The organism is Butyricicoccus sp. AM05-1 (assembly GCF_003474415.1).
Classification (GTDB): Bacteria; Bacillota; Clostridia; order Oscillospirales; family Butyricicoccaceae; genus Agathobaculum; species Agathobaculum butyriciproducens.
In genome coordinates, this window is sequence record NZ_QUDG01000001.1 from 211,675 (window position 1) to 236,450 (window position 24,776).

Here is a 24,776-nt window from a genome sequence, read left to right on the forward strand (position 1 = left end):
TGTATTCCGTTCTCCGTCACAATAGAATAAAGGGACATAGAGTTTTGTCATGTATGCAGGGAGGGTGCAACATGAAAAAATTTGTTTTCGCGTGTCTGATGGCAGGTCTGATGACTTGTGCTGCCGGTGCAGCACAGGTTGGTACGATCAACAACAACTATCCCGGCGATACCGAAGCGCAGGCGCAGATGCTTTACGATCTCGGGCTGTTTAAAGGCACCGACAAGGGCTTTGCGCTGGAGAAATCCATGACCCGCGCAGAGGCCTCGGTGATGCTGACCCGCCTGCTTGGCGCAGAAAAGACCGCGCTGGCAGGGAACTGGAAGCATCCGTTTACCGATGTGCCGCAGTGGGCGGACAAGTACGTTGGCTGGCTGTATCAGAACGGTTTGACCAAGGGCGTTTCCGCGACAAAGTACGGCTCGCAGCGCAATGTCACCTGCGACCAGTATTGCATTTTTCTGACCCGGGCACATTTGGATGCGGACAGCTATCAGGGTACGGCTTTTGTCGATAACGATGAGGTACGGCAGACGGACGAGGAGGGCTTTATCCGCGGAGATGCGGTTTCGCTCTCGGCTCGGCTGCTCGGTACGAACTACGCGAAAAATGGCGACGAAAGCGACCGCAGTGTGGCGAAAAAGCTAATCGACAACGGCGTTTTCACAGCGAAGCAGTTCAAAAATGCGGCATGGGACGTTCTGCCGCGTGATTACGGCAATGATTATCAGTATGATGACAAGTGGAACCTGATCGCTTCGCCGTTCGTCTGCCAGATTGCAGATGTGACAGTGGCGCAGTGTCCGATTGATGGCGTGCAGCCTGTCAGCGGTACAGACCGTTATGCGCAGAGTGATATGAGGCAGTCGGACTTGATCCTGTACCGCATGGACAACAAGACGATGAAACTGGCGCAAGTGCTCTCGCTGCCGAAAGAAAGCTCCGTGGAATATCTCGGCCGTGCCGGAGAAACCGATTATCTGCTGGTGTGCGACCGGAAAACGGAAACGTATTCGCTGTGCTCAGTGCACGGCGATACGGTCAAAACCGAACTGACCCTGACCGAAGCACAGCAGCAGGCAGCACATACCGTTTATCAGAGCGCACGCGGCTGCATCATCTGCACGGACGAGACGACCGGTTATAAGCTCACTGAAACAGGGGTGGAGCCGTTGGGCGTGGCGGCAGGCATCTGCCAACTGACCGAGGACGGCATGATTATTACGCAGAAATGTACGGCGGACGAAACCGTGCTGACGGCGTATAACTGGGACGGTCAAAAGACAGACCGCTATACCATCTCGAATGCGTATCAGTCGGATGATGCTGAGGTGCGCAAGCATTGTGCGCCGCGGATAATTGGCAGTGACGGTGCGTTGCTCTGGGGCACAGCCGGGCTGTACCGCGAGGAGAATGACCGTCTGGTACAGGTGACAAACTCTCCGGTCATCAGCGTAAAGCAGGATGCTGATGGGGCTTATTATGCTGTTTCCTGCGATAAATCTGAGCGGACGGAATACTATTCGGATGGTATCGGATACATGGCCGGTGATATGCTCGTGCGTATCGCGCCGGATGGAACGCAGACCACGCTTGCAACACTCGATGACATTCTGATCGACGAGGTAAAGACGGTCAAAAGCGGTGCTGTTCGCTTCACAATCGCTATTCCGACAGAGGGCCATAGAAGCGGACACTATACCTGCCTGTTGAAAGACGGAAACATTACCGTCCGGTCTGCAACCGATGATGTATTCTACATCTGGGGCAACGATGCGCTGGAAAACGAACAAGAGAAAATAGATAAGATTATTGCGAACCAGAAAGGTGAAGAATAATGGCAGAAAAGAAAAAACTGGTCAGCGAGATCACGTCCATGGACGTGGACTTCGCGCAGTGGTACACAGATATTGTTAAAAAGGCTGAAATGGCCGATTATTCGTCCGTAAAGGGCTGTATCATCATGCGTCCGTACGCACAGGCGCTGTGGGAGAACATCCAGCACACGTTGGACGGCATGTTCAAGGAGACCGGTCACGAGAATGTAGCAATGCCGATCTTCATTCCGGAAAGCCTGCTGCAGAAGGAAGCCGACCACGTTGAAGGCTTCGCGCCGGAGTGTGCATGGGTAACGCACGGCGGCAACGACAAGCTGGAGGAGCGTCTGTGCGTTCGTCCGACTTCGGAGACGCTGTTCTGCGAGCATTACGCAAAGATCGTTCGATCCTGGCGCGACCTGCCGAAGCTGTACAACCAGTGGTGCTCGGTTGTCCGTTGGGAAAAGACCACCCGTCCGTTCCTGCGCAGCCGTGAGTTCTGGTGGCAGGAGGGTCATACCGTTCATGCTACCGCCGAGGAGGCTATGGAAGAGACTCTGCGCATGCTGAACATCTACGCGAAGTTCTTCGAGGAATGGCTGGCCATTCCGGTCGTTAAGGGCGAAAAGACCGAGAAGGAGCGCTTTGCCGGTGCAGAGAACACCTACACCATCGAGGCTATGATGCACGACTGTAAGGCTCTGCAGTCCGGTACCTCGCACTACTTCGGTGACGGCTTTGCACGCGCATTCGGCATGCAGTATACCGATAAGAACAACACCCTGCAGTATATGTATCAGACCTCTTGGGGCGTTTCCACCCGTATCATCGGCGCAATCATCATGACGCACGGTGATAACGAGGGTCTGGTTCTGCCGCCGCGTATCGCTCCGACCCAGCTGGTTGTTATTCCGGTTGCGGCTCACAAGGAAGGCGTTAAGGAGAAGGCAACCGAGCTGTACGAGCAGGTCAAGGCAGCGGGCATCCGTGCCAAGATCGACCTGAGCGACAATACCCCGGGTTGGAAGTTTGCCGAGTACGAGATGAAGGGCATTCCGCTTCGTCTGGAGGTTGGTCCGCGCGATATCGCTGAGGGTCAGTGCGTACTGGTTCGCCGTGACACCCGCGAAAAGACCGTTGTTAAGTTCGAGGATCTCGAAAAGACCATTCCGGCACTGCTGGAGGATATCCAGAAGTCGCTGTATGAGAAGGCGCTCGCAAACCGCGAGGCGCATACCTATACCGCAAAGTCTCTTGACGAGATGAAGTCCATCCTTGCTGAGCACACCGGCTTTATCAAGTCCATGTGGTGCGGCGACCTCGCCTGCGAGGAGAAGGTCAAGGAAGAGACCGGTATGCCGAGCCGCTGCATGCCGTTCGAGCAGGAGCACATCGCAGATACCTGTCCGGTCTGCGGCAAGCCTGCAAACAAGATGGTTGTCTGGGGCATCGCGTACTAAGCGAAGTCTCAGAACCAAAAACTGCACAAGCAAAAAGTCCCTCATCAGTCGATGAGGGACTTTTTGCGTCAATAGAGAAACTTTTTCAGCAGATAGAACGGTTTGTGCGGCAGTGATCAGATACCAGTTGCAAAGCTGTCGATCAGGAAGCCGCCGTCTGTATTCTGAACGAGAATGAAGAATGAAGCAGTGGCATCCTTCAGGTCATAGATCGAATTTGCCGACGGCTTCATTTTCAACGGACAGTCGAAAACCATCGGCTTGCCGTCATACAGAACGGCGAATTTACAGCCGGCTGCGTGTAAACGGGTAGATAGATTATCTGCAGGAATTATTGCCGCTGCAGGAATTGTTATTGCCGCAGCCACAGCCGCAGCGATTGTCATTTACGCCGGCACTGCCGGTGAACAGACAGCCTGCCTTGTCGCTCTGCGGCGGGAAAAAGGCGTCGATGGGGAAGTCGAAGCTCGAGAAGATCTCGCACGGGTCCTGCTCACCGCCGACACCGCTGTTCGAGCAGTCGCGCCGCGGCAGACATACGTCGTAAGCGGGCATGAGCAGCTGGATGTCGCGCTCAAGTCGGATGATCGAGAACTGACCGAGGGTTACGAACAGCTGATAGCCATCGTTGCTGAGCACGAGATCGTCACCGCCGAAGCACGAGCAGATTGAACGGGGTACTTCATGCAGCGCGCAGCAGCAATAACTTAAATGTTAGAGGTTTGAGGTATAGCAATTTTGGGGTGGATTGTCAGATGGAGGTCGCTTTTGGCTTTGCCGTAGACACGGACGGTTTTATGGTAGTCTATACGGCGGATTACCTGCTTTAAGAGAAGATTTTGTTCTTTTGGATCTTCCAGTGTGGGGTATACGTCCAGCACATGACGGATGAGTGGCGCGGAGTTCTTCTGCGCTTCAATGTCTGTTTGTTTATTATGGAGTTTGCGCTCGATCTCGTGCTTTGTGTTTAGCAGTGCGGTCTGATCCTGGCTGATTGCGGATTGACGCTGCAGGAACGTTTCTTTACTGTAAACACCATCTTCGAGCAGTTCATAGGTACGCTGCAGACGGTGGTTTATATCGGTAAGCTGCTTCTCGATATTCTGCAGTGCGATTTCTTCGCTTTTCGTGTCCAGAAGGGCAGGAGAGCTGAGTTCGATCTTGTGAAGAAATTCGCGGAGAGACTGCAGGACAAGGCTTTCCACATCTTCAAACAGACTGGAGACGGTAGAGCAGGACGGATTTTCACAGCCAAACCGGACTTTATCTTCACGGCGGTATGGATGGCGAGACATCAGTTTACCACATTGGTCGCAGTAGACCAGTCCGGCCAGCGGATTCATCTGCTGGTATTTGCGCGGTACACGCGGCGTAACGGTGTCTTTCATGCGCTGTTGGACGCTGTTCCAGACGTCCCGCGGGATGATCGCTTCGTGTATTCCTTCGTACAGCTCACAGTTTTTATTGACCGGTCGCTTGGTTATCAATTTGCCTTTTTGCACAATTTTTGTGTTGACCTTCATGGCACTGGGGATAAAACCGGCATAGTGCGGGTTCTGCAGGATGGCACGGGTAGTCGCGGGCACCCATTTTTTATCGAGCGGTGTGCGGATCTTCATAGCGTTCAGTTCGTTCGCGATTTCGGAAAAGCCTTTGCCGGAAAGATACATATCGTAGATGGTGCGGATCACACCGGCCTGCGGCTCAACCGGTCGAAGGGACCAGCCGCGGCCGTCCAGTTTGTAGCGTTCATAGCCGTAAGGCGGACGTCCGGGAACGTAGTGGCCTTCTTTCTTGGAGGCTCTCGTTCCGGCCAGCTGACGGCGGCGGATCATGCGGTACTCCTGCCGCGACATGAACAGGCCGAACTCCATCCATTCCTCATCTGCTTCCTGCGTGGGGTCGTAGGTTTTGGCGGGTGTTACGATGAGTGTGCCCGAAAACTTAAACGCTTGGGCGACGATACCCTGATCTATCGTATCACCACGCGCAAGACGAGAGGTTTCCGTGACGAGGACGCCCTTCCAGCGGCCATCCTCCACCTCGGAGAGAAGCTGCTGCATGACGGGACGGTTTGCGATACGCTCGCCGGAGACGATCTCACGGTATATCGCGCCGATGGGCAGGGCGCGGGACTTGGCAAGCTCCATCAGGATATGCTCGTGCCGGGCGAGGGTATCGCCCTCGCCGTGTGCCTCGGCTTCGAGGTCCGCGCGGGATTTGCGGAGATAGAGGGCGTATTCGGTGGGCATGAGAGGAACTCCTTTCGGTTACGGCTGATTGATGGCGTCGGCAAGGAATGTCACCCAACGCGGCGCGTTCTCGTAGCAGACGATCACGCCGTTGCGGTACTCAGCGACCGCAACAAAGCCGTTATCATTATCGAAAAAGGTCGCTTCGTCACAGTAGGGCAGGACAGCAGCCAGCGACTTGACGCGGCCTGCAAAACGGCGGCGCACATCGTCCGCGGGAATGTCATGCCCGCCCTTGCGGACGCGGTTTGCAATACGCGCAAGCGACTCCTCGGCAGAGTCCAGACCGACATAGTACATCCGCACGGCATAGCCGCTTTCACGCGCCTGACGCGCGGTATGCGCAGTGAGCGAACCGGAAAGCGTGGTTTCCTGCGTGAAGCACACGCCTTTTTTCAGGCAGGAGCGAATGCGTTCGATGGCAAGACGGCCGGCAAGTATGTTATTGCCGCCGTTTGCTGCGGCCAGCTTATCAACATCGACGATTACGCCGAGGTCGTTCATCTCCTGACGGAGTACGCCGGTGAGGCTGGACTTGCCCGCGCCGTTGACACCGGCGATGATGGTGTAGGTTTTCATGGGCATACTCCTTACTTATGCTTGTTTCTCCAAGACAGGTTCACTACATTTTTTATATTTTGGGTTATCTGCAAGGTCTGCGACGTAGTCGCGGACCTTTTCTTTACCCTCATCGTTGAATTCGCGGTAATCGTCGATGAGTTGGGTTTCGTCATCAGATAAAGATGGCGTAAGTTCGTGCCCCACTCTGGCAGAATACTCGGATATGGAATCAACGGCCTGATAAAGCTCGTTTATGGCGTGCTGCACTCCGTCACCGAGATGGTGTTGACTTTGCTGCGGTTCAAATCCACTGATAACTGAAATATTGACTTGTAATATGTCGCAAAGTGTGAAAAGAGTATCAATATCAGGCAAACTTCTGCCTTGCTCCCATGATGCAAGACTGGTTTTCTTCACATGAAGTTTTTCCGCAAGCTCATCCTGCGTTAATCCTGCTTTCTTTCGATAAATAGAAATATTGTGCTGGATTTTGCTTCTAATTTCAGACATATAATCACCTCGATAAAATTAGTATAGCATGAAAAAAAGAAAATACAAGATAAAATACGAAATTTTCGTATCACCTATTGACATACGAAAATTTCGTAGTATTATATATACATGAAGTACGAAAATATTGTACCGAAAGGAGCGCCAGATATGGTTGGAAAAAACATAAAAACATATCTCAAGGAGAATGGAATCAAACAGAACTATGTTGCACAGAAGATTGGTGTTCCGGCAACTACGCTGAATTCTATGCTTTTAGAGAAGCAAAAACTGCCGGTTGACATTTATTTCTCTGTGTGCGCTGTACTGGGCGAGCCGGTAACAAGATTCGCCCCGCAGCAGGCGGAAGGGAAGGGGTGAGAGGATGGACGTTCGGATTGACGAGACAGGAACGCTGATCGTTGAATTTGACACCGGATTGCGGCGCAGGAAGCAGCGGAAACAGGCATATATGAAGCTGCGCAAGGCAGGTGTAAAACATAAACCTGCTGAAATTACCGCTAAATATCTCTCACAAAAAACAAATTTTCCATATGGCAAGTTTGTAACTCATACTGCAACGCTTTCGGAAGATTGCTTTGGAAGGAAAACGATTGCAGAGAGGAGAAGCAAAAATGAAAATCATTCTTGACGGAACGGATAAGGAAATCGGACACATCTCCGTAGAAACGAAAGATATGCCCGATGAGTTTATGTACCAGATGCAGCCGCTTATGGAAAATGGTCAGCTGTTTGGCTTTGTTATTCAGTTTTGCATGATGGATAAAGCGGCGGATTAAGTTCGCCGGACTCCAACTGGCGATGGATTGCGATATTTTTGGCGTGTGTTTCATTGGAACAGCCGATAACATGCGCAGATGCACTCATAGGCCGAGCGTACTGCGTACCGCTATCACCGAATGTCATTAGCCCGTTATGGATTGTTGCGTAGTATTCCACAACAGAGTTACCGGAAACATTGACAGTACCGTATAAATCGCCGCGAAGAATGAGACGGGACTGCTCGATCGCATGAATATCGCCGTGATAGTCGGTCTGCACATCGACTACGGCACCATCCATGACAACGAGGTCCCGCTTCAAATCTTCGGAGATTGCAACAGAACGATTGATCTTGTACATATAAACACCTCCTTTCTGCTATTCAGTATAGCAGATGAGGTGGAAAGAGACAACGAGGAATGTATGAAAGTAAAGATTACCATTAAGGGGAAAGCTGGGCAGGCTGGTACACTTGCCGAAGCACTGGACGGTTTTTTGAAAGATGAACTGAAAGTGCGTGCAAAGTACCCTGAAAAGACACAGTATGAAATCCATGTGGTACAGCGGACATTTTATCGTACAGTGAAAGGCTCGCGCCCTGCTAAGGACGCCGAGAAGGCGGAAGGGAAGGGGTGAGATCATGAAAAAGAACGATCTGGATCTTGCGTTCTCGGTAATAGAAACAGCGGCCGTCCATCTGCATAATGGACTACCGCTGTTTCTGGAGGGTGATCTGTTCGCCGAACGCAACGAATGGCTGCGCGAGTCTCTTATCCAGGCTCTGCTCCTGTCACTCGATCTGCTTCGCCGAGAAGGTGCAGAGGTGGAGGAAACGCCCCTGCTGGCATGGGTTCGCCGCGCATATACATCAGAGTAATCGCGGCACAGCATTTTTGACATTGCGTGCGGCCCTCCATAGCATCACAGCCGTTGCACATGGCAAAAGTTTTTCCATCCTCGGTGACGGTGGTTTTGGTATAGACCGTGTGCTTCATCCACGGATGGAGCGGACATATCACCAAACAACTGCGCTGAACGATTTTACACACAAAATCACCTCCTTTCTGCTATTCAGTATAGCAGAGAAGGTAAACGAAAACAACGCCGAGCAGGCGGAAGGGAAGGGGTGAGGGGATGGACACCGAGAAAAACAAAGAAGCCCCGCGGGACGGGACTTCTTACAGCATGGATGGGATTCGGGATGCGCTGCGCTTTGACAATGATGAATTCGTTCGGAAGCGGAATGCGATAGCTGAAAGCGAGTACAGAATGCGCAGACGGTGGTATTGGAGCAATTTGCGGGGCACACTTGCGACAATGATTGGTGTGTTGAGCGTGCTAACACTGTTTATTTACATCTGGGTCTGCCTATTTCGTTGGGTAATTTAGCATCTTCAGGCAGTTCGGCAATATCGGGTGCGTAATAGCGAAGAAGATCGTATTGAAGTGCTAAACGAAGATTCATGGTTGCGTCATTAAGCTGCTGCACTAATTCGGATGAGCGTTTTTCTGAATAAGCGTACAAAAACAGTTTTTGACGAAAATCAGCCAGCATTGAAGTGGTAGACGGTGTTGTAAGCATTGATGCTTTTTCGATTGCGGCAATCAGCTGCGGCAATAGAGCCGGATTGTAATTCGCACAGATGTAGTTGCTCCATTGCTCGAAAAAGAGAGAATACGCATCTACGCGGGCATGCATGAACTCGGTTACGACGGCTTGGTTCATTTGCGATTTTTGAGCAATACGCGCTGACTTTACCGCACCAATTACACCGCAAACAGCACCGACAGCGCCAGCAGTCAAGGTAATCAACGCAGTTATTACAGTTTCAGACATGAAATACCTCCTTTCTGTTATTCAGTATAGCAGAGGAGGAAAATGAAAGGAATATGTAAAATGAAGAAAACAATACTGGTCGCGCTGGTAGGCGCAATGGCGGCTATGTTTTCCGGCTGTGCCGGATGCGACCGAGTGGGTAAGAGCATCGGAAGCGACTTTGGCGGCGGCCTGCACCGCACGGTAACGGTGTACAGCAACACCGGCGAGAAGATCAAAGAATGGAACGGCAAGTTTGATGTTTCCGAGAACGATAACGAGGTATATTTCGATCTGAATGATAAGCGTGTCATTATTCATGGCGGCATCGTAATCAACGAGGAAGATTGAAAAGGAGCACACCATGAAGTACGAAGTTTGGGTTCTGACTGAAAAAGGTCATATTGCGTACCAGTGGACGCAGTATTTTTGCGACAGCCGAGAGGTTGCGCTGCAGAAGGTCGAGGAGTGGCTCGGCAAGGCGGAAAAGATCGAGGTGAAACCTGTATGAAACCATTCAACGAATACCTCGCCATGACGGCAGAGCAGATCATGGCTGACCCGGAAGCGCCGGAGAGCCTGCGGATCGCTGCCCGCATTGAGCTTGAGAAAGCACAAAAGTTCAATTTAGAGGCAGAGGCAGCACGGACGGCAACAGACAAGCCGGTCTGAGCATAGGCTTTAGAAAGGGGTGGTTACGGTGGCAATCGTGGCTGAATATCATTATCCAAACGGTACGGTTCTCATAGACGACGACTGTTACCGTGACGTTCCGCCGGAGGAAATGCAGCGGCGCATTGAGCGCCTGCAGCGGACGGCGTGGGAACTATATCTCACAAACGAGAGGAGAAAGAGAAATGAAAACCTGTAAGATGGCAATGGCCGCGTGCGGCGCGGTGCTGGCCGGTGTGGTCTATGGCTGTATCGCGGGCTTCTGCCCGCGCGGCGATGCGGTCATTTGCGCCGGGATGATGGCGCTGTGCCTGGCGTACTGCCGGGCAAGCATGATCTATCGCAAGCGCCGCCGCCAGCGACAGGAGGCTGAGGCCCGCCGCGCCGCCCGCGAATCGCTCGACCGCGCGGTCTGGCGTGCCGACTTTATGAGGCAGATCAGATGAAGCACCCGGACTGGAAAGAAACCAAGGTGCAGCGGCGGATGGTTCGGCGTATCGCTACGGATTTGGCGATGGAGGAGCTCTATATGCAGAAAAAGGCCGAGGCAAAGCGCAAATGGCAGTTTGACAAGCTGCTGCTCGAGCGCTGGAAAGCGCGGCAGGCCGCGAAGAACGGCGGGGTCGGTCACGATGGTTAGATTCAGCGGGCTGGAAATCAAGCCGTACAGCCAGCTGACCGAGCTGCCGCGGGTGCGGATAGACAGGGTGCGCGTTGAGGTACAGCGCACTCTGTTCGGCGAAACTGAGTATCACCTTGTTGGCACGATGGGTGACGAGGGCAAGGCTTACCCGATCTGCGCTCCCTTTACCGAGCTGCCGGATGTATGGGAGCGAAAGAAAGAAGTAGAAAGCGCCATTTTTAAGGCGCGGCAGGAGGAACAATATGCGAAAAAAGGAAAAGACGCGGGTTATCTGGAAACACCCGCGCGGCCGGTTTGAGATACAGGAGACCGAGCACTACAGTCTTTATGATCACTGTACATATTACACGCGCGAATGCGTATTTACGCCGCAGGACGATGCGCGCGGGCTGTGCAGCGAGGTGCCGACAGGCATTTTTGTGCCGGCAGCGCCTGCGCCGCAGAAAGGCGTGCAGGGTCCGGTCTACGTCGAGGACGTAGACCAATGGTGCGAATGGTACAAAGCCGGCAGAAATGTTGCGGATATCGCTGAGATGGCAAGACGCAGCAAAGCTACCGTTGCGGCGCGTCTGCGCACGCGCGGACTGCTGCCCGATCCCGTTCCGCGCGTGACGGATGAGGAAGTACGCGAAATGGCGCGGCTGTTTGCTTCCGGCCTGTCCGTGCGCGAGGTTGCGAAGGCAACCAAACGCAACATGAGAACAGTACGCGAACACTTGAGAGAAACGAGGGCTATCAGATGAGTTTACATAAGATTAAGGCGGCAGTGGACGCCGCCGAGGGCAACGCCCGCCAGATGGGCGAAGTTGTACTGATGATCGCCCAGGCGGACGAGCACGCCGCAGAGGTGATTGCGGCTGACCTCGATAACCCGGAAATGAGCCTGCAGAAATGCTTTGACGCGCTGCGGGCTTACGCGCGAAAGCATCAGCGGGGCGGCTTTTGGGGCTGTATGTGCAACAGCTACGACCCCGAGAACCCGGTAATCAAGGTTGCGGCTGACTTTTACAAGGTGGATTTGAGTGCGGCGGCAAGCGAGACGCCGGAAACCCAACCGCTTGGGCGCGGCAGTGACGATCTGGATTTGATGAGTCTGCTGTAAGGAGGCGGGAATCGTGTTTGAGGTCAACGATATTCCGCCGATTTATAGTCTGGAGCTGCAGGAGCTGATCGGTGAGAACGTTCGGCACGAGGAATTTTTGTTCTTCCGTATCAACCACGGGGATGATCTGGACTGGATCCTCGGCGAAGCCGATGATTACGAGTGCTTTTGCACTGCGTGTCAGCAGCATTTCGCTATGGACCGCAAGAGCGGCCCTGCGTCCTACTGGGATGCCTGCCCGCGGTGCGGGGCACGGATCACGCCGCGCCGATGGAACAGCGGCAAGGCGAAGTTCCTCGCACGGACGGCGTTCGCATTCCACTTTTTCCAGCCCGGAGAGCACGGGGATGTGTGGCTGACTTCCTGCCAGGTGCGGATGAACCCCGACTTCCAGTGCGGGAAATATCTTGCGAACGAATATGCGCGTTACTGCTTTTCCGAGTTCGGTTCGCGCAAGTGGATCTGGAAGGAGAACGGCTGGAAACGAACGAAAAGCATCTGTTTCAAGCGGTGGCAGGCGATGGGAGGATACTGCTACGATAATTTCTGGGCACTGCCGAGTGAGCAGGATCTTGCGGGAAGCTGTCTGCGGTACAGCCAGCTGACGCAGGCCTGGAGCTATGTGTCGGATCTGCCGGAGTATCTGGCGTTTTACCTGAAGTTCCCGGGGGCGGAATACCTCTGGAAAATGGGGTTTGGCCGGTGGCTGGTCGAACGGCAGGAAGGCAAGGGATATTTGTTTCGGAAACTGGTCAACCTGCGGGCGAAGGAGCCGAAACGGCTGTTTCTGCACCTCAGCAAGGCGGACCGCCGCCTGTTGGGGCGGGAACGGGTAAACCTCGCGGCCGGTGCCGCTTATCAGGATCTGCGGCAGGCCGGTGCGGTGGAGTGCAGCGAAGACGGCTTGCAATATGCCTGCGCAACGGTACGGTGCCGGTTTGTGTGGCAGACGACTGCCGAACAGTGCGGCTTGAGCGGAAAAGAGCTGCGGAAGTACATCGAACGGCAGGCGCGGCGCTCCGGTTTGACGATCGGCGCGGTGATGCACGAGTTTACCGACTATCAGGCTCAGCTGGAACGGCTTGCGCCGAATGCGGACAGGCTGCCGGACGATCTGCATGAGGCGCACGCCCGGCTGAGCGGACGCGAACGGCGGCTTATGAACCGCGAGAAAAACGAGAAGTTCCGCACGCGGCGTCATCTGCTGGCGTGGATGCGGTGGAAGTACAAGGGTATGTTTATCCGCCCGATCGACAGCGCAGAGGAAATTGTGCGCGAGGGCGAGGAACAGAACAACTGTGTTGCCGGCTACGCCGGGCGGCACGCGAACGGCAGCACCATCATCATGGTGCTGCGGAAATGCAGCGAACCGAGGAAACCGTGGCACACGGTGGAAATTGACCCGAAAACGCTTGTCTGTCGTCAGTGCTACGCTGCACACAACCGCGCGCGGACGCCGGAGGCGGCGGAATTTATGGACAAGTACCTCGACCATTTGCGCGAGGTCACGAAAATGATAAGGAGGTCAGCATAAATGAGTGAAAATGTAGTTGCGGTTCGGTCGATCGAGATCGTAACCGCCGAAATCACGATGATCCGGGACAACGCCCGCAGGGTATTTCTTGAGAGCGTGATCCAGATCGGAACGCGGCTTGAGGAGGCAAAGCAGCTTGTACCGCAGGGCGAGTGGACTGCTTACCTGACTGACAATCTGGGCTACAAGCCCAGCACTGCGCAGAACTATATGCGTATCGCGCGGGAATTTGGCGGCGGGCAGGTATCGCTTACCGGCAAGACGGCGGCGGATGCCTTCGGACAGTTATCCTATTCGCAGATCCTTCCGCTGCTCGGCATGGCCGAGGAGGAGCGCGAGGAGCTTGCGGAAGAGAACGATCTGCCGAGCATGTCGAGCCGTGAGATTGCCGCTCTGGTTAAGGAGCGCGACGAGGCCAAGGCGGAGGCGGAAAAGGCGGTGCGTGAGAACGATGCCGCGCAGGCGGCACTGTCCGTTGCCGAGGAGAACCGCGGCAAGGCTATGCGCGAACGGGATGAAGCTGTGCGAAATGCCGAGAATGCCAAGGAACGGGCGGACGAACTGCAGGAACAGCTTAGCGCGATTGAGGACAAGCCTGCCGAAGTGCGCGAGCTGACCGAGGAGGAGCTTGAGGGAATCCGCGACAAGATTCGAGCGGAGAATGCCGAAGCCGCCCGCGCTGCCGAGGAACGCGCACGCGCGGCTGAGGAGAAGCTGGACAAGGTGAAGAACCCTGCGGCGCACAGGGTCAATTTTCTGTTTGGCGAGGTGCGCGGACTGGTCGAACGACTCGAGCAGGCGCTCGCGGAGCTGCAGCAGTCTGATGAGGCTGCCCGCGAGAAGTTCGCAAAGGTGATTGCGGACTGGCTGTGCAAGGAAGGGGATCGTCTGGCGTGAAGAAGAAAGGCAAGGGCAAGCCGCGGGGCATGAATTACGCCGATGTGCTCAGGGCGCGGCGGGATCGTTTGCAGTTGGCGATGGATGAGGCGGCGCTTTTGAACGTCGAGCAGAGCATGCAGCGGTATCTCTGGCTGATGGCGGTCAGCCTGCACGATGCTTACGGCTTCGGTCCGGAGCGCCTGCAGAAGTTTTTCGAGGCGTTTCAGGTGAACTCGGACGAGCTTGCGAAAATGCGGGCAGAGGTAGACGACGATTACGCCTTTGAAAAGCTGCGGCTGCGGGCGGAGGACGTCAGCCGGATGGATATTCGCTATTACGGGAAACTCAAGATTGATTAGGAGGAAAAATATGAATGCAAAGAGAGCGGCAAAGCTGATGCAGATCGCCCATTATTACGGCGAGGAAAAGCAGGTTTGCAAGCTGATGGAAGAATTGGGCGAGGCTACGAGCGCGGCAAGCGAGGTGCTGATGCTGCTCAGCTATCACGAGCAGGGCGGCAAAAAGCGTGACCTGACCGCGAGACTCGAGCACCTTGCCGGAGAACTGGCTGATGTGGTCAATGTCACTGAGCAGATCATTCAGCTTTTTGGGCTGGAAACCGATTTTAAGGTGGCACGGCACGCGGGGATCCAGAAAACCTTGAAGAGAATCAGAGAGGAGGAACAGGCGAATGAGACACGAGATGAGCCTGCGTGGCGGAATTTTCAATGATGCGGTCGATTTGTTCGATTCGAAGCTGCGTGATGTTCTGAATACCCTGCTGCGGCAGGGCTTGAGCGAGGGCAGTGTAACACTCAAAGTTAATGTGGAGCTTTGGAACGTGGGAGAGCAAGACGAGAACGGTATCTATCACGAAACCAACAAGACCCATTTTGATTACAATGTTACCTCAGCTATTACGCAGAAAAACAAGTCTAACGGCGAGGTCAAGGAGATGCTTAAGCTGCGCTGCGTGGACGGTCAGCTCGAACTGCGCGATCTTGACGAGAATACGCTGTTTGATATTGTGGAGGGTGGTGTTCAGGATGGAGCGCAGCCCGACAGAGACGGCACACCTGGTTGATTCCCATTACAGCCGGAGCTTCGGCAGACCGCCGGATAATGAAATGCGTGAGTTTATTCGGAATGCTGCTGAGAACGGTCTGACGGCGGACGAGCTGATCAACTGCATGACGGCGGCTGTGGTTACTTACGGCTTCGGCGCGTATGAGCGCGATTATCGAAAGGTTTTCGTGGCTGAGGCGCGGAAGGTTTGGAAGATGAAAAACAGGATAGGAAAAGCCAGCCTGTGAGGGCTGGCTTCATCCGACTTACCGGTATATATGTTCATTTGCAGATGCATGAGTCGGAATGGACGGAGGATTTTTTATGTTATATCAAAAACAGGAGTGCAACGGTCCACTCTATCAGATGTGCCTTTACTCCATGGGCACGATGCCGGGCATGTCGCCCAGGCAGAGAGCTGGGCGGCGCAGGACCACGGACGCGGCCAAGCAGGAAATCAACCGCCGTCAGCGCAAGTGGCGGCTGATGCAGCTCATATGCGCGAACTTCCGCTCCGGTCACGATCTTTTTGTGTGCCTGACCTATGCGCCGGACGCAAACCGCGCCCGCGCACTGGAAAAATTCCATGCGAAAATGAAGGCGGCGTACAAAAAGCTCGGGCTTACATACAAGTACATCGCCGTGACCGAGGAGCACGACATGGACGGCGAGCCGGTACGGCTGCACCATCATCTCATCATCAGCGGTGCGGCCGATATGCGGCTTGCGGAAACGGTGCGTGCCTGCTGGCCTTACGGTCATGCGGATGTGCGGACGCTGCGCGAGGGCGCGGACTTTTTCGAGGATACCGCGTTGTATCTTCTCAAAGAGGACAAGCACAAGGCGCGAGGGGCGCGGCGGTACTCCACCAGCCGCAATCTGACCCCGCCCGCAGATCCGGTGCGGCTGCGGCTGCCCGAGGAGGCAGAGCCGGAGACGCCGCCGGGCGTCAAGATCGTTGAGAATGTCCGAAATGCAAACGAGTTTGGGCGGTATGAGATCATGGTCGGCCGGATTTACGATCACAAGGCGTTTGACGCATGGTGGCAGATACAGCGGCGCAGGGCTGCTCCCGATCCGTGGGAACGGCTGCGCAGGAGACGGCAAAGAAAAGTTTAAGATATCGGCGGCCGGGTCCGCCTGACAGCCTTGTAGGGGGTCTAACAATTCCCCTGCAGTTTGTCGGAGAGGTTCGGACGAATGAATACAGAATGTAATCACATTACTGTTTGTACTCTCTCAAAGGACGGAGCGCGCGGAAGCGCGTAACGGTGACGGCAGTAAGGCGGGAAATCTGCGCGGCAGGAGGTGCAGTACGGCACAATGACAAAAGACAGATTAAAACAGGTGGAAAGTCTGGTCTGTGAACTGGAAGAAGAAAGAGAACGGTTTGCGCGGGAGGCGCGGCACCACAAGCGGATCGAGGAGACTTACGGCGTTGGCTGTCTGTTTGGCCGGGATGCACTGGACGCGGCACGGGATCGGCTGCAGGCCATTGAGGCCGAGTGCCAGGATGAGCGCGACATGGTGCGGCAGTGGATCGACAGCGTTTCCGACTCCATGACCCGGCGCGCGCTGCGGCTGCGGTATCTGGACGGGAAGAGCTGGGGCGAGTGCGCCCGGCGGATGGGGTACGCAGATGAGAGCGGTCCGAGGAAGCTGGTCGGGAAATTATGGTCGAAATAGCCGTGTCAAAAGGTGTTCCTTTTCGCACGGCAGATTGACGGCGGTATTTTTATCGGTATGGCGTGCGAAAAGGCTTGTCTTTTGATTTACGGACGTTCCGCGAGACAACAGGACATTTTGAAACGCATTGAGCAAACAGGAGGTCAAATATGGAAAAAGTATACGGATGTGCGCGGGTCAGCACGCGCGAACAGAATCTCGACCGTCAGATTGCAGCGCTGCGGCAGTACATCGCCGATGAGCGCGACATCATCACCGACAAGGAGAGCGGCAAGGACTTCAACCGCCCGGGATACCAGTATCTGCGCGAGGCACTGCTGCGGCCGGGTGACACGCTCATCGTCAAGAGTCTTGACCGTCTCGGGCGCAACAAGCAGCAGGTCAAACAAGAACTGGAATATTACAAGGCGATGGGTGTGCGCGTGAAGATCATCGACCTGCCGAGCACGATGGCTGACTTTCCAAAAGGTCAGGAGTGGATCTGCGAAATGGTAAACAACATTATGATCGAGGTGCTCGCAACGATCGCAGAGCAGGAGCGCCTGACCATACGCCAGCGGCAGGCCGAGGGCATCGCTGAGGCGAAAAAGCAGGGGCGGCAGCTCGGACGGAAGAAGACTGAGCTGCCCGCCGAGTGGGAGTTAGTCACAGGATTGTGGAAAAGTGGGAGCATCACGGCCGTGCAGGCGATGGACCGGCTCGGACTGAAAAAGAGTACATTTTATCGCATGGTGCGGGAGCAGAAATAAAAAATACCGCTCTGCGGCGGCGTTGACAAACACGGTGGTTTGGGTGTAAAATAAGGGCACAAAAGGGACGCAGCCATGAACGGTTACTCCCGATTGGTTATGTCATTGAAAATGACCGCAATCTTGGAGGAGGGCGGTCATTTTCTTTTGCTGATTTTGAGAATCAGTTCAGCAAAAGCTATGAGAAGGAGACAAAACTGAAATAAATCAGAAAATGTAACCATCATAGCATCACCTCCCCTCGTGTTGGGTAAGGTGGGAATAACCGCACATAGCGTTAACATGGCTGCGTCCGCAACAACAGTATAACACACAAATCGACAAAGGGCAATCCGGGAGGATTGCCCTTTTGTTATGCGCTCCTGCGCGTTCTGACGGACGGCTCGGACACTTTTTGATGCCGGAATAAAGTTTTCCGTTTTTTCCGATTTTCCCGATTATACTTGTATTCAGCAAAACAAGACACGCGCGGGAGGTGATTGGATGCAGCAGCGCGGGAGCAAATACGACCAGAAAATTAAAGACGAGGCGCTTGCGCTCGTGGCGAGCGGCGTCTCGATCACAAATGCCGCTTGCCGGATGCGCATTCCCAAATCGACGCTTGCCGACTGGGTGCACACCCAGAACGAGAGCGACGAGGACGGCGTTGCTGCACGGCGGGAGATACGCCGCAAGCAGATTGCACGGTGCGAGAAGATCGGGGACAAGGTGCTTCGGGCGCTCGACCGCAAGGCTGAGGCCGCCGCGAAGGACACCCGGACCATCAATGACGGACTGGCAGTGCTTGAAAAAGCGGCCAAGGACGGCGTGATCGCGCTGAGTGAGGCCGAGGTGGCAAGTCTCAGAAACGTTGTAAGCGATTACACCGGCGTCGGCCTGCGCGAGCTGGCCGGAACCATGAAGGATGTTGCGGCAAGACAGGAAACGCTTGAGGCACACCTGGCTGAGAAGGAAGAAGCGGCTCCGGAGATCAACCTGCAGCTGACGCTTGTTGATCCGGCAAAGGCGGTTAGCGATGAATCTTGATTTTCAGATCACGCCGAAACAGCAGCTGTTTATGGACACGGATGCTTTCGAGGTTCTTTACGGCGGTGCAGCCGGCGGCGGCAAGACGTTTATTCAGGCGCTGGACGCTCTTGTATACGCGCTGCGGTATCAGGGCAGCAGACAGCTGATCCTCAGACGCACATTTAAGGAGTTGGAACGCTCCATGGTGCCGCAGACAATGGAGTTGTATCCGGCCAGTGTTGCCAGCTATAACACGAGCAAGCACATTTGGAAGGTTGGCCGTTCTACCATTGAGATGGGATACATTGCAACCGAAGGCGATGTGCAGCAGTACCAGTCCGCCGAGTACGACGTGATCCAGTTTGACGAGATGACGCATTTTACCGAGAGCATGTACACCTATATGATCTCTCGCGTGCGCGGCACGAGACCGTTTCCAAGACACGTCAAATCCACCGCCAACCCCGGCAGCGTGGGACACACCAACGCCAAGAGCCGGTTTATCGACATTGGCGCTCCGATGGAGGTGCACCGCTGCGAGGGCGGCACGCGGCTGTTTATTCCGGCCAAACTGGAGGACAACCCGTTTCTGCTTTCCAAAGACCCACAGTATGAGGAACGCATGAAGAACCTGCCGCGCGAAATCTACATTGCACTGCGTGAGGGCAACTGGGATTACTACGTCGGACAGTATTTCACCGAGTTCAAGCGGGAGCTGCACGTTGTTCGTCCTTTTGAGATTCCGGCATGGTGGAGACGGTATGTTGCGATCGACTACGGTCTCGACATGCTGGCGGCGTACTGGATCGCGGTAGATGAGAACGATTATGCGGTGGTTTACCGTGAGGTTTACCAGCCCGACCTTATCATCCCGGAGGCGGCCAAGCGACTGCTGAACGCAAACTGTAATGACGATATCACGGCATGGTTCGCGCCAAAAGACCTGTGGAACAGGCGGCAGGAGACCGGCAAGAGCGTATCCGACTTGTTTGCGGAGTACGGTCTGTATCTCTCCAAGGTGAGCAACGGCCGTGTGGCCGGATGGTACGAGCTCAAGCGCCGGCTGCAGCCTGTGCCCGATGTGGATGGTACACTCAGACCGAAATTGCAGATTTTTGATACCTGCTTGAATCTCATTCGCACACTGCCGGGCTTGCAGCACGACGAGAAGAACCCTAACGATACGGCAACCGAGCCGCACGAGCTGACGCACGGACCGGACGCGATCCGGTATTTCTGCGATGGCTGTCCGCTGCCTGCGGAACTGCCGAGAGTACGAGACGAGGATTATCTATCAACTGAGGAGGAAATGGGAAATGTATTTAGCTATTAGTGCCGTTGCGGCGATGTGTGCTTTTCTGGCTGCTGTGCAGACCCGAAACACCAAGCGTTTGGGCGAGGATCTGCGGGTAAAGACCGTGGAAGCGGAATCCTTTCAGCTGACTGCGCGGACGATGGAGCAGAGACTGCACACCGAGGAGGCGGCGCGCATGCAGCTTGCGGACCGCATTACCAAGGTGGAGACCGCCCTGCGGGAGAGTGAGGACACGGCCTGCCGGTTGCGGCAGGAGCTGCAGACCGGACGCAAAGCTGCGAAGGAGCTGCAGGAAGAACTCGACTCCACTAAGGATGCACACGACGCGGCAATCAGCGCGATGTGGAGCGCCCGCAACGAGGTTGATAATCTCAAGCAGGAGAACGGCAAGCTGACCGAGGCGCTGAACACCGAGCGGGAGGCTGCAGAGCACTTGAGAGAGGAATTACTCAAGGAGCAGGCGTACCGGCTGAGTACCGAGGGCCGCATTATGCGTGAGGTGAATAATCTGCTCTGCTATGACGGAACCGCCCACGGGCAGGAGGATTTGAGTGATGAATGAGCAGAAAATCACGCTCACGGCTGACAGGATACAGGCCGAGTACGAAAAAGGTGTGCAGTACAACACCGGCATTGGGTTGTACGAGAACGTCAAGCAGTGCGAGAATTTTGTGGAGGGCAAGCAGTGGGAAGGACTGAAATCCAAGAATCTGCGGCCGATCACGATGAACGTCCTGGATCCGATCGTACATTACAAGGTGGCGCAGATCGTCTCGAACGATGTGGATCAGGAGGTTGAGCCGTTCCTTCCGGATGAGCAGGCCGAGTATGCGGCGAAAATCCTTGAACAGAGCATTGACCGCGTGGTGGAGAGGACGAAGCTCAAGAGCAAGCACCATCTGGTGCTGCGCGATGCCTGTGTGGACGGCGATGCGGCGCTGTACTTTTACTTTGATGCAAGCAAGGCCTCCGGCCTTGGCGGCGTGCAGGGTGAAATCTGCGCCGAGCAGGTGATGAACACCAACGTGATTTTCGGCAATCCGGCGAACTGCAATGTGCAGGAGCAGCCGTATCTCATCATTGTGCGGCGCAGACCGGTGTCGGAAATCAGAAAAGATGCAAAACGGCTCGGCTGTGCCGAGTGGGAGAGCATCGAGGGCGATTCCGACGGCCTGTACAAGGGTGATGACGAGCAGAATAACAGCGACAGTCTCGGCAACGAGCTTGTGCGGTTCTGGAAGTCCGAGGACGGCAAGGTACATTACTGCCGCTCCTGCGGTCGTTTTATGATCGAGCAGGATGTGGCAACCGAAATGACGCTGTATCCGGTGGCGTATCTCAGTTGGAAGCCGAGAAAGAACTGCTATCACGGCGTGATGGAGATCAAACCGCTCATCAACACGCAGATCGAGATCAATAAGCAGTGGACCGCGCTTGCGCTCATGCTGCGGAATAATGCGATTCCAAAATTGATATACAATCGCAATAAGTTCCCCAAGGGCTGGGACCCGGATGCGACTTCCATCGGCGTCACCGGAGATGTGAAGGACGCGCTAACCGGCGTTGCAGGCTCGATGCCCATTCCCACCGAGGCAACCGGTATTACGTCCAGCATGACGGACGCACTGAAAAATGTTGCCGGTGCGAATGATGCCGCGCTCGGCAACGTAAAGAATCCGGAGAACAGCAGTGCAATCGTTGCGGTGCAGACCGCGAACGCCGCGCCACTCGCGCTGACCAAGATCGCCTATTATCAATTCGTCGAGGACTACGAGCGGGTGCTGATTGACATGATGCACGCCTATTACGGGATGCGTCAGGTCAAGATTACTGACGAGATGACAGACGAGACCGGCGAGACGCAGGAGCAGACGCTTGTGGAGATGTATGACTTCTCAAGTCTGCCGGTGGAGGCGCTGGATCTCAATATTCATATCGGCGAGACAAGCTACTGGTCGCGCATTTTGCAGGTGTCGACACTCAACAACCTGCAGACGGCGGGTGTTATGCCCAATATGGTTGAGTTCCTTTCTCGTATGCCGGAGGGCAGCGTAAAGGATCAGGAAGGACTGGTCGAGGCTGCAAAGAGAGTGCAGCAGCAGGCCAGCATGCAGCAGGCATTACAGCAGGGAGGTTTAATGAATGGATAACAATGAGAGCAAGTCGGAACGATTTGTGCGACTGGCAGAGCCGCGCGTGAACCGTGCTTGCAAGGCAATCAGCATGATCGGCCATCTGGCGGCCAGCTCGTATGAGTACACCGAGAAGCAGGTTGAGGCCATGTTCGGTGCGATGCAGGAGGAGCTGAACACGCAGAAGGCGAAGTTCACCAAGGTTACGGACCGGAAGTTTCGGTTTTGAGGGAGGTACGGCATGAAAAAGTTATTTATTTCTCAGCCGATGAAGGACAAGACCAACGATGAGATTGAACGCGCGCGTGAGCGTGCTATCCGCGAAGCGACTGAATATCTCGGTGAGCCTGTCGAAATCATCGACTCCTTTTTTAAGGATGCACCGCACGACGCAAAGCCACTTTGGTTTATTGCGGAGTCTATCCGGCTTATGGCAGATGCGGATCTCATTTATTTCGCCAAGGGTTGGAAGGACGCACGCGGCTGCATGATTGAGCGCGAATGTGCTGTGCAGTACGGCGTTCCGATTCTCGAACCTGATTATTGATTTTTCTGTTCCGGCACTCGGACGGGCGGGAGCTGACCTCACCCGCCCCATTGATTCCCCTTATTTCTTTCTGATGGCGGGCACCCTCGTTCGGGTCGAGGGCGTCCGTCCGAGCGCCGGAGCACAGGAACACACGATAAACACACGGCAATGAGACTCAAGTCTTTTGCATATAGGAGGATTGTCTAAATGAATTGGAAAACCAGCAATCATATGGACGGAAGCGAGATCCGTGACAGTATCGGTTTACAGTATTTTGACGAGGGCGGCAATACATCCGACACCGGCGCGGACATGGACGGTTTTAACGGCGACGATTTCCTTGCGGCGCTTGAAGGTAATGATGATCTGGAAAACCAGCAGACCGCCGCAGAGGGCGCAGAGGAGACCGTGCAGGACGGCGCGGAAAACCAGCGCGCCGAAGAGCAGCAGGAAGAACCGGAGAATCAGCCTCCAGAGGGCGGCGAAGTACCGCCGGAGACGGCGGAACAGCCGGTACAGACCGTGCCGCTCGTCTACAACGGACAGCAGATCCTGCTGCCGGCAGACGCAGTGCAGGCGCTGACCGGTGCGCTCGGCGCGAACCCGGTCGAACTGCTCCAGAAGGGCATGAATTATGACCGCAAGGCCGAGCGGGAAATGCGTGTACTGGATCAGTACGCTGAGGCCGCTGGCATGAACCGGCAGCAGTACCTGGAACAGCTGGAGGGCGCACGCAATGAGCAGCTGCTCTCGGCTGAAATCGAGAAGTGCCGCGCGGAGTTTCCGGAAACGCCGGATGCGGCGCTCAAGGCGATAGCCGAGGGCCGCATGGCTTCCCAGCGTGCAGCCGCGGCACAGGCCGCCGAACAGCAGCGCGCACGGCTTGACGCCATGCAGCAGAGGATCGACCAGACCGTTGCGCAGGCAAGGCAGGAGGCCGACGAGCGCGCGTGGGACGAATACGAGACTCTCGCAGGCGTTCACAAGCCGGAGGACGTACCGCCGCGCGTGATGGAACTCGTGAACAGCGAGGGCATGACACCGGTTGCCGCGCACTGGCGCTATCAGGCTGAGCAGAATGCACAGGCTGTACAGATCGAAAAGAAGAACAACCAGAACAAAATGACAAGCCCGGGAAGTGTGCAGGGCAATGAGGGCGACACGAGCGACCCGTTCCTGCGCGGCTTGCTGGGACTGTAAAAGGAGTGACAATATAATATGCCTATTTACCTTACTGAACAGTATTCAAAAGCTGTAGAAAAGCTGTATACCCATACCTCGTTCCTGCGCCCGCACTGCAAGGCGCACGTTGACATGATCGGCAAGAAAACATGCAAGGTTTACCAGATCCTCACCAGCGACCTGAACGACTACAAGCGAGAGGGCAAGGACCGCTACGGCGTGCCGAACGATGTACAGGACATCGTAAACGAGTACACCATCACCCAGGACAAGGCGTTTACCGCCATTGTAGACAAGGGCGACGGCTCTCAGCAGGCTATCAGCAACAAGGCCGGCCAGTACCTGCGCCAGCAGATCTCCGAGAAGTGCGTGCCGACCGGCGACAAGTACGGCTTCAGCCGCATTGCACGATTCGGCCATATTCAGGGCGTTTCTGCTGCACCGACCAAGAGCGACATTATCTCCACCGTCTATGATGCTGCCGCCTATATGGACGATCACTATGTACCGGATGATGGCCGTATCCTTTTTGTCCGCGTGAGTGACTACAAGAAGATCATCCTCTCGGACGAGTGGGTCAAGCTGGACAATCTGGCGGGCAAGCAGCTGCCCACAGGCGTTGTCGGTCAGGTTGCGGGCTTTACTGTTGTAAAGGTTCCCGACCGACTGTTCCCGACCGACGTTTATATGCTTGCAATTCACGAGCAGGCGCTTGCGTTCCCGTATACCATTGACGATACCAAAATCCACACCGATCCCCCCGGCGTTTCCGGTTCTCTGGTTGAGGGCCGTCAGATTTACGATCTGTTTGTGCTTTCCAGCCGTGCGGATTCGGTTGTCGTTGTGGCCAAGGCCGCAAGCCAGCAGGCGTGCACCGTAGCGATCGCTTCGCACAGTGCGACCGTTACGGCGGCAGATGCGGACGAAATCTGGTACACGCTGGACGGCTCGGACCCGCGCTTCTCCGCAAACCGCATGCTGGTCGCAAGCGGCGGCACGGTTGCAACGACCGCAGGCCAGACCATCCGCGTGGTTGCGTTCGGCAAGGCCGGCAAGCTGACTTCGGATGTGGCTGAGGCTACGGATAAGTAAATTCAGGAGG

Annotated in this window: 40 protein-coding genes; 33 read left to right on the forward strand and 7 right to left on the reverse strand. The window is 55.2% G+C overall.

Annotated elements, in window-relative coordinates; all coding sequences use genetic code 11:
- The first annotated feature begins 71 nt into the window (after positions 1–71).
- Both DW088_RS01180 and proS read left to right on the forward strand, forming a co-directional pair.
- Positions 72–1,838 (forward strand): S-layer homology domain-containing protein, encoded by a 1,767-nt coding sequence (locus DW088_RS01180; protein WP_158574569.1) that lies wholly within the window; start codon positions 72–74, stop codon positions 1,836–1,838.
- The gene (proS, locus tag DW088_RS01185) at positions 1,838–3,277 is read left to right on the forward strand and encodes a proline--tRNA ligase (RefSeq protein WP_110436840.1); all 1,440 of its coding nucleotides are present in this window, start codon (positions 1,838–1,840) and stop codon (positions 3,275–3,277) included. Before DW088_RS01180 ends, proS begins: the two co-directional genes overlap by 1 nt.
- Before the next feature lie 116 nt (positions 3,278–3,393).
- Here proS and DW088_RS15740 read toward each other — a convergent pair whose 3' ends face one another.
- From DW088_RS15740 to DW088_RS01205, 5 genes are all read right to left on the reverse strand, one after another.
- Complete coding sequence (locus DW088_RS15740) at positions 3,394–3,534, reverse strand: hypothetical protein (RefSeq protein WP_158574570.1); 141 nt, start codon at positions 3,532–3,534, stop codon at positions 3,394–3,396.
- Positions 3,535–3,595: 61 nt separating this feature from the next.
- On the reverse strand, positions 3,596–3,916 hold the full coding sequence (locus DW088_RS01190) for a hypothetical protein (RefSeq protein WP_117491686.1): 321 nt from the start codon (positions 3,914–3,916) through the stop codon (positions 3,596–3,598).
- 68 nt (positions 3,917–3,984) lie between these two features.
- Positions 3,985–5,529, reverse strand: a complete 1,545-nt coding sequence (locus DW088_RS01195) for a recombinase family protein (protein WP_118358853.1) — start codon at positions 5,527–5,529, stop codon at positions 3,985–3,987.
- Between the two features lie 18 nt (positions 5,530–5,547).
- Positions 5,548–6,108, reverse strand: a complete 561-nt coding sequence (locus DW088_RS01200) for a hypothetical protein (protein WP_118358855.1) — start codon at positions 6,106–6,108, stop codon at positions 5,548–5,550.
- Between the two features lie 15 nt (positions 6,109–6,123).
- Entirely contained in the window at positions 6,124–6,600 is a 477-nt protein-coding gene (locus DW088_RS01205; protein WP_118358857.1) for a helix-turn-helix domain-containing protein, read from the reverse strand.
- A gap of 150 nt (positions 6,601–6,750) precedes the next feature.
- Here DW088_RS01205 and DW088_RS01210 point away from each other — a divergent pair, with 150 nt between their 5' ends.
- Genes DW088_RS01210 through DW088_RS15745 form a run of 3 tightly spaced genes read left to right on the forward strand, consistent with a single transcriptional unit; the run spans position 6,751 to position 7,379 of the window.
- The gene (locus DW088_RS01210) at positions 6,751–6,960 is read left to right on the forward strand and encodes a helix-turn-helix domain-containing protein (RefSeq protein WP_158574571.1); all 210 of its coding nucleotides are present in this window, start codon (positions 6,751–6,753) and stop codon (positions 6,958–6,960) included.
- A 4-nt stretch (positions 6,961–6,964) separates the two neighbouring features.
- The gene (locus DW088_RS01215; protein WP_118358861.1) at positions 6,965–7,231 is read left to right on the forward strand and encodes a hypothetical protein; all 267 of its coding nucleotides are present in this window, start codon (positions 6,965–6,967) and stop codon (positions 7,229–7,231) included.
- Entirely contained in the window at positions 7,215–7,379 is a 165-nt protein-coding gene (locus DW088_RS15745; RefSeq protein ID WP_158574572.1) for a hypothetical protein, read from the forward strand. Before DW088_RS01215 ends, DW088_RS15745 begins: the two co-directional genes overlap by 17 nt.
- Here DW088_RS15745 and DW088_RS15645 read toward each other — a convergent pair.
- On the reverse strand, positions 7,342–7,722 hold the full coding sequence (locus tag DW088_RS15645; protein ID WP_147356523.1) for a hypothetical protein: 381 nt from the start codon (positions 7,720–7,722) through the stop codon (positions 7,342–7,344). The two genes, DW088_RS15745 and DW088_RS15645, sit on opposite strands and share 38 nt — an antisense overlap.
- Positions 7,723–7,785: 63 nt before the next feature.
- Here DW088_RS15645 and DW088_RS15650 point away from each other — a divergent pair, with 63 nt between their 5' ends.
- A complete protein-coding gene (locus DW088_RS15650; protein WP_147356524.1) occupies positions 7,786–7,998 on the forward strand; it encodes a hypothetical protein in 213 nt (70 codons plus the stop codon).
- Positions 7,999–8,002: 4 nt separating this feature from the next.
- Complete coding sequence (locus tag DW088_RS01225; RefSeq protein WP_118358865.1) at positions 8,003–8,239, forward strand: hypothetical protein; 237 nt, start codon at positions 8,003–8,005, stop codon at positions 8,237–8,239.
- A 471-nt stretch (positions 8,240–8,710) separates the two neighbouring features.
- On the opposite strand, the gene DW088_RS01230 is transcribed toward DW088_RS01225, so the two are convergent.
- A complete protein-coding gene (locus DW088_RS01230) occupies positions 8,711–9,199 on the reverse strand; it encodes a hypothetical protein (RefSeq protein ID WP_118358867.1) in 489 nt (162 codons plus the stop codon).
- Positions 9,200–9,259: 60 nt separating this feature from the next.
- On the opposite strand from DW088_RS01230, the gene DW088_RS01235 reads away from it, so the two are divergent.
- The 26 genes from DW088_RS01235 (at position 9,260) to DW088_RS01345 (ending at position 24,766) form a co-directional block, all read left to right on the forward strand.
- A complete protein-coding gene (locus tag DW088_RS01235; protein ID WP_118358869.1) occupies positions 9,260–9,529 on the forward strand; it encodes a hypothetical protein in 270 nt (89 codons plus the stop codon).
- Positions 9,530–9,542: 13 nt separating this feature from the next.
- On the forward strand, positions 9,543–9,689 hold the full coding sequence (locus DW088_RS15750) for a hypothetical protein (protein ID WP_158574573.1): 147 nt from the start codon (positions 9,543–9,545) through the stop codon (positions 9,687–9,689).
- On the forward strand, positions 9,686–9,850 hold the full coding sequence (locus DW088_RS15755; protein ID WP_158574574.1) for a hypothetical protein: 165 nt from the start codon (positions 9,686–9,688) through the stop codon (positions 9,848–9,850). The genes DW088_RS15750 and DW088_RS15755 overlap by 4 nt, the downstream gene beginning before the upstream one ends.
- Before the next feature lie 28 nt (positions 9,851–9,878).
- Positions 9,879–10,049, forward strand: coding sequence for a hypothetical protein (locus DW088_RS15760; protein ID WP_158574575.1), 171 nt, complete (start codon positions 9,879–9,881; stop codon positions 10,047–10,049).
- On the forward strand, positions 10,036–10,296 hold the full coding sequence (locus DW088_RS01240; protein ID WP_118358871.1) for a hypothetical protein: 261 nt from the start codon (positions 10,036–10,038) through the stop codon (positions 10,294–10,296). Before DW088_RS15760 ends, DW088_RS01240 begins: the two co-directional genes overlap by 14 nt.
- Complete coding sequence (locus tag DW088_RS01245; RefSeq protein ID WP_118358873.1) at positions 10,293–10,490, forward strand: hypothetical protein; 198 nt, start codon at positions 10,293–10,295, stop codon at positions 10,488–10,490. Before DW088_RS01240 ends, DW088_RS01245 begins: the two co-directional genes overlap by 4 nt.
- Positions 10,483–10,791 carry a hypothetical protein gene (locus DW088_RS01250; protein ID WP_118358875.1) on the forward strand — a complete coding sequence of 103 codons (309 nt, stop codon included), beginning with the start codon at positions 10,483–10,485 and terminating at the stop codon, positions 10,789–10,791. Before DW088_RS01245 ends, DW088_RS01250 begins: the two co-directional genes overlap by 8 nt.
- Entirely contained in the window at positions 10,736–11,236 is a 501-nt protein-coding gene (locus tag DW088_RS01255) for a response regulator transcription factor (protein ID WP_118358877.1), read from the forward strand. Before DW088_RS01250 ends, DW088_RS01255 begins: the two co-directional genes overlap by 56 nt.
- Positions 11,233–11,595 (forward strand): hypothetical protein, encoded by a 363-nt coding sequence (locus DW088_RS01260; protein WP_118358879.1) that lies wholly within the window; start codon positions 11,233–11,235, stop codon positions 11,593–11,595. The genes DW088_RS01255 and DW088_RS01260 overlap by 4 nt, the downstream gene beginning before the upstream one ends.
- 13 nt (positions 11,596–11,608) lie before the next feature.
- Complete coding sequence (locus DW088_RS01265; protein ID WP_118358881.1) at positions 11,609–13,129, forward strand: PcfJ domain-containing protein; 1,521 nt, start codon at positions 11,609–11,611, stop codon at positions 13,127–13,129.
- Positions 13,130–14,026, forward strand: a complete 897-nt coding sequence (locus DW088_RS01270; protein WP_118358883.1) for a DUF3102 domain-containing protein — start codon at positions 13,130–13,132, stop codon at positions 14,024–14,026.
- On the forward strand, positions 14,023–14,367 hold the full coding sequence (locus DW088_RS01275) for a hypothetical protein (RefSeq protein ID WP_118358885.1): 345 nt from the start codon (positions 14,023–14,025) through the stop codon (positions 14,365–14,367). Before DW088_RS01270 ends, DW088_RS01275 begins: the two co-directional genes overlap by 4 nt.
- Positions 14,368–14,377: 10 nt before the next feature.
- On the forward strand, positions 14,378–14,740 hold the full coding sequence (locus tag DW088_RS01280) for a hypothetical protein (protein WP_118358887.1): 363 nt from the start codon (positions 14,378–14,380) through the stop codon (positions 14,738–14,740).
- Complete coding sequence (locus DW088_RS01285; protein ID WP_147356525.1) at positions 14,700–15,092, forward strand: hypothetical protein; 393 nt, start codon at positions 14,700–14,702, stop codon at positions 15,090–15,092. The genes DW088_RS01280 and DW088_RS01285 overlap by 41 nt, the downstream gene beginning before the upstream one ends.
- Positions 15,055–15,321: a hypothetical protein gene (locus DW088_RS01290; RefSeq protein WP_118358891.1), complete on the forward strand. Its 267-nt coding sequence runs from the start codon at positions 15,055–15,057 to the stop codon at positions 15,319–15,321. Before DW088_RS01285 ends, DW088_RS01290 begins: the two co-directional genes overlap by 38 nt.
- 76 nt (positions 15,322–15,397) lie before the next feature.
- Positions 15,398–16,192: a rolling circle replication-associated protein gene (locus DW088_RS01295; protein WP_118358893.1), complete on the forward strand. Its 795-nt coding sequence runs from the start codon at positions 15,398–15,400 to the stop codon at positions 16,190–16,192.
- Between the two features lie 204 nt (positions 16,193–16,396).
- Entirely contained in the window at positions 16,397–16,759 is a 363-nt protein-coding gene (locus tag DW088_RS01300; protein ID WP_118358895.1) for a hypothetical protein, read from the forward strand.
- A gap of 149 nt (positions 16,760–16,908) precedes the next feature.
- On the forward strand, positions 16,909–17,508 hold the full coding sequence (locus DW088_RS01305) for a recombinase family protein (protein WP_118358897.1): 600 nt from the start codon (positions 16,909–16,911) through the stop codon (positions 17,506–17,508).
- Positions 17,509–17,991: 483 nt separating this feature from the next.
- The gene (locus DW088_RS01310) at positions 17,992–18,534 is read left to right on the forward strand and encodes a hypothetical protein (protein ID WP_118358899.1); all 543 of its coding nucleotides are present in this window, start codon (positions 17,992–17,994) and stop codon (positions 18,532–18,534) included.
- Positions 18,524–19,849: a terminase large subunit domain-containing protein gene (locus DW088_RS01315; RefSeq protein WP_118358901.1), complete on the forward strand. Its 1,326-nt coding sequence runs from the start codon at positions 18,524–18,526 to the stop codon at positions 19,847–19,849. Before DW088_RS01310 ends, DW088_RS01315 begins: the two co-directional genes overlap by 11 nt.
- Entirely contained in the window at positions 19,833–20,393 is a 561-nt protein-coding gene (locus DW088_RS01320; RefSeq protein ID WP_118358903.1) for a hypothetical protein, read from the forward strand. The genes DW088_RS01315 and DW088_RS01320 overlap by 17 nt, the downstream gene beginning before the upstream one ends.
- Positions 20,386–21,981: a portal protein gene (locus DW088_RS01325; RefSeq protein WP_118358905.1), complete on the forward strand. Its 1,596-nt coding sequence runs from the start codon at positions 20,386–20,388 to the stop codon at positions 21,979–21,981. Before DW088_RS01320 ends, DW088_RS01325 begins: the two co-directional genes overlap by 8 nt.
- Complete coding sequence (locus DW088_RS01330) at positions 21,974–22,192, forward strand: hypothetical protein (RefSeq protein ID WP_118358907.1); 219 nt, start codon at positions 21,974–21,976, stop codon at positions 22,190–22,192. Before DW088_RS01325 ends, DW088_RS01330 begins: the two co-directional genes overlap by 8 nt.
- Positions 22,193–22,204: 12 nt before the next feature.
- On the forward strand, positions 22,205–22,510 hold the full coding sequence (locus tag DW088_RS01335) for a hypothetical protein (protein ID WP_118358909.1): 306 nt from the start codon (positions 22,205–22,207) through the stop codon (positions 22,508–22,510).
- A gap of 189 nt (positions 22,511–22,699) precedes the next feature.
- Positions 22,700–23,692: a hypothetical protein gene (locus DW088_RS01340; protein ID WP_118358911.1), complete on the forward strand. Its 993-nt coding sequence runs from the start codon at positions 22,700–22,702 to the stop codon at positions 23,690–23,692.
- An 18-nt stretch (positions 23,693–23,710) separates the two neighbouring features.
- Positions 23,711–24,766: a chitobiase/beta-hexosaminidase C-terminal domain-containing protein gene (locus DW088_RS01345; protein WP_118358913.1), complete on the forward strand. Its 1,056-nt coding sequence runs from the start codon at positions 23,711–23,713 to the stop codon at positions 24,764–24,766.
- Positions 24,767–24,776 lie beyond the last annotated feature (10 nt).

Excerpts from the sequence above, each read along its gene's own strand:
- DW088_RS01180 (WP_158574569.1), top strand. The coding sequence starts at position 72 with ATGAAAAAATTTGTTTTCGCGTGTCTGATGGCAGGTCTGATGACTTGT.
- proS (WP_110436840.1), top strand. The coding sequence starts at position 1,838 with ATGGCAGAAAAGAAAAAACTGGTCAGCGAGATCACGTCCATGGACGTG.
- DW088_RS15740 (WP_158574570.1), bottom strand. The coding sequence starts at position 3,534 with ATGGTTTTCGACTGTCCGTTGAAAATGAAGCCGTCGGCAAATTCGATC.
- DW088_RS01195 (WP_118358853.1), bottom strand. The coding sequence starts at position 5,529 with ATGCCCACCGAATACGCCCTCTATCTCCGCAAATCCCGCGCGGACCTC.
- DW088_RS01200 (WP_118358855.1), bottom strand. The coding sequence starts at position 6,108 with ATGAAAACCTACACCATCATCGCCGGTGTCAACGGCGCGGGCAAGTCC.
- DW088_RS01205 (WP_118358857.1), bottom strand. The coding sequence starts at position 6,600 with ATGTCTGAAATTAGAAGCAAAATCCAGCACAATATTTCTATTTATCGA.
- DW088_RS01210 (WP_158574571.1), top strand. The coding sequence starts at position 6,751 with ATGGTTGGAAAAAACATAAAAACATATCTCAAGGAGAATGGAATCAAA.
- DW088_RS01215 (WP_118358861.1), top strand. The coding sequence starts at position 6,965 with ATGGACGTTCGGATTGACGAGACAGGAACGCTGATCGTTGAATTTGAC.
- DW088_RS15745 (WP_158574572.1), top strand. The coding sequence starts at position 7,215 with ATGAAAATCATTCTTGACGGAACGGATAAGGAAATCGGACACATCTCC.
- DW088_RS15645 (WP_147356523.1), bottom strand. The coding sequence starts at position 7,722 with ATGTACAAGATCAATCGTTCTGTTGCAATCTCCGAAGATTTGAAGCGG.
- DW088_RS15650 (WP_147356524.1), top strand. The coding sequence starts at position 7,786 with ATGAAAGTAAAGATTACCATTAAGGGGAAAGCTGGGCAGGCTGGTACA.
- DW088_RS01225 (WP_118358865.1), top strand. The coding sequence starts at position 8,003 with ATGAAAAAGAACGATCTGGATCTTGCGTTCTCGGTAATAGAAACAGCG.
- DW088_RS01230 (WP_118358867.1), bottom strand. The coding sequence starts at position 9,199 with ATGTCTGAAACTGTAATAACTGCGTTGATTACCTTGACTGCTGGCGCT.
- DW088_RS01235 (WP_118358869.1), top strand. The coding sequence starts at position 9,260 with ATGAAGAAAACAATACTGGTCGCGCTGGTAGGCGCAATGGCGGCTATG.
- DW088_RS15750 (WP_158574573.1), top strand. The coding sequence starts at position 9,543 with ATGAAGTACGAAGTTTGGGTTCTGACTGAAAAAGGTCATATTGCGTAC.
- DW088_RS15755 (WP_158574574.1), top strand. The coding sequence starts at position 9,686 with ATGAAACCATTCAACGAATACCTCGCCATGACGGCAGAGCAGATCATG.
- DW088_RS01240 (WP_118358871.1), top strand. The coding sequence starts at position 10,036 with ATGAAAACCTGTAAGATGGCAATGGCCGCGTGCGGCGCGGTGCTGGCC.
- DW088_RS01245 (WP_118358873.1), top strand. The coding sequence starts at position 10,293 with ATGAAGCACCCGGACTGGAAAGAAACCAAGGTGCAGCGGCGGATGGTT.
- DW088_RS01250 (WP_118358875.1), top strand. The coding sequence starts at position 10,483 with ATGGTTAGATTCAGCGGGCTGGAAATCAAGCCGTACAGCCAGCTGACC.
- DW088_RS01255 (WP_118358877.1), top strand. The coding sequence starts at position 10,736 with ATGCGAAAAAAGGAAAAGACGCGGGTTATCTGGAAACACCCGCGCGGC.
- DW088_RS01260 (WP_118358879.1), top strand. The coding sequence starts at position 11,233 with ATGAGTTTACATAAGATTAAGGCGGCAGTGGACGCCGCCGAGGGCAAC.
- DW088_RS01270 (WP_118358883.1), top strand. The coding sequence starts at position 13,130 with ATGAGTGAAAATGTAGTTGCGGTTCGGTCGATCGAGATCGTAACCGCC.
- DW088_RS01280 (WP_118358887.1), top strand. The coding sequence starts at position 14,378 with ATGAATGCAAAGAGAGCGGCAAAGCTGATGCAGATCGCCCATTATTAC.
- DW088_RS01285 (WP_147356525.1), top strand. The coding sequence starts at position 14,700 with ATGAGACACGAGATGAGCCTGCGTGGCGGAATTTTCAATGATGCGGTC.
- DW088_RS01290 (WP_118358891.1), top strand. The coding sequence starts at position 15,055 with ATGGAGCGCAGCCCGACAGAGACGGCACACCTGGTTGATTCCCATTAC.
- DW088_RS01295 (WP_118358893.1), top strand. The coding sequence starts at position 15,398 with ATGTTATATCAAAAACAGGAGTGCAACGGTCCACTCTATCAGATGTGC.
- DW088_RS01300 (WP_118358895.1), top strand. The coding sequence starts at position 16,397 with ATGACAAAAGACAGATTAAAACAGGTGGAAAGTCTGGTCTGTGAACTG.
- DW088_RS01305 (WP_118358897.1), top strand. The coding sequence starts at position 16,909 with ATGGAAAAAGTATACGGATGTGCGCGGGTCAGCACGCGCGAACAGAAT.
- DW088_RS01310 (WP_118358899.1), top strand. The coding sequence starts at position 17,992 with ATGCAGCAGCGCGGGAGCAAATACGACCAGAAAATTAAAGACGAGGCG.
- DW088_RS01315 (WP_118358901.1), top strand. The coding sequence starts at position 18,524 with ATGAATCTTGATTTTCAGATCACGCCGAAACAGCAGCTGTTTATGGAC.
- DW088_RS01320 (WP_118358903.1), top strand. The coding sequence starts at position 19,833 with ATGTATTTAGCTATTAGTGCCGTTGCGGCGATGTGTGCTTTTCTGGCT.
- DW088_RS01325 (WP_118358905.1), top strand. The coding sequence starts at position 20,386 with ATGAATGAGCAGAAAATCACGCTCACGGCTGACAGGATACAGGCCGAG.
- DW088_RS01330 (WP_118358907.1), top strand. The coding sequence starts at position 21,974 with ATGGATAACAATGAGAGCAAGTCGGAACGATTTGTGCGACTGGCAGAG.
- DW088_RS01335 (WP_118358909.1), top strand. The coding sequence starts at position 22,205 with ATGAAAAAGTTATTTATTTCTCAGCCGATGAAGGACAAGACCAACGAT.
- DW088_RS01340 (WP_118358911.1), top strand. The coding sequence starts at position 22,700 with ATGAATTGGAAAACCAGCAATCATATGGACGGAAGCGAGATCCGTGAC.
- DW088_RS01345 (WP_118358913.1), top strand. The coding sequence starts at position 23,711 with ATGCCTATTTACCTTACTGAACAGTATTCAAAAGCTGTAGAAAAGCTG.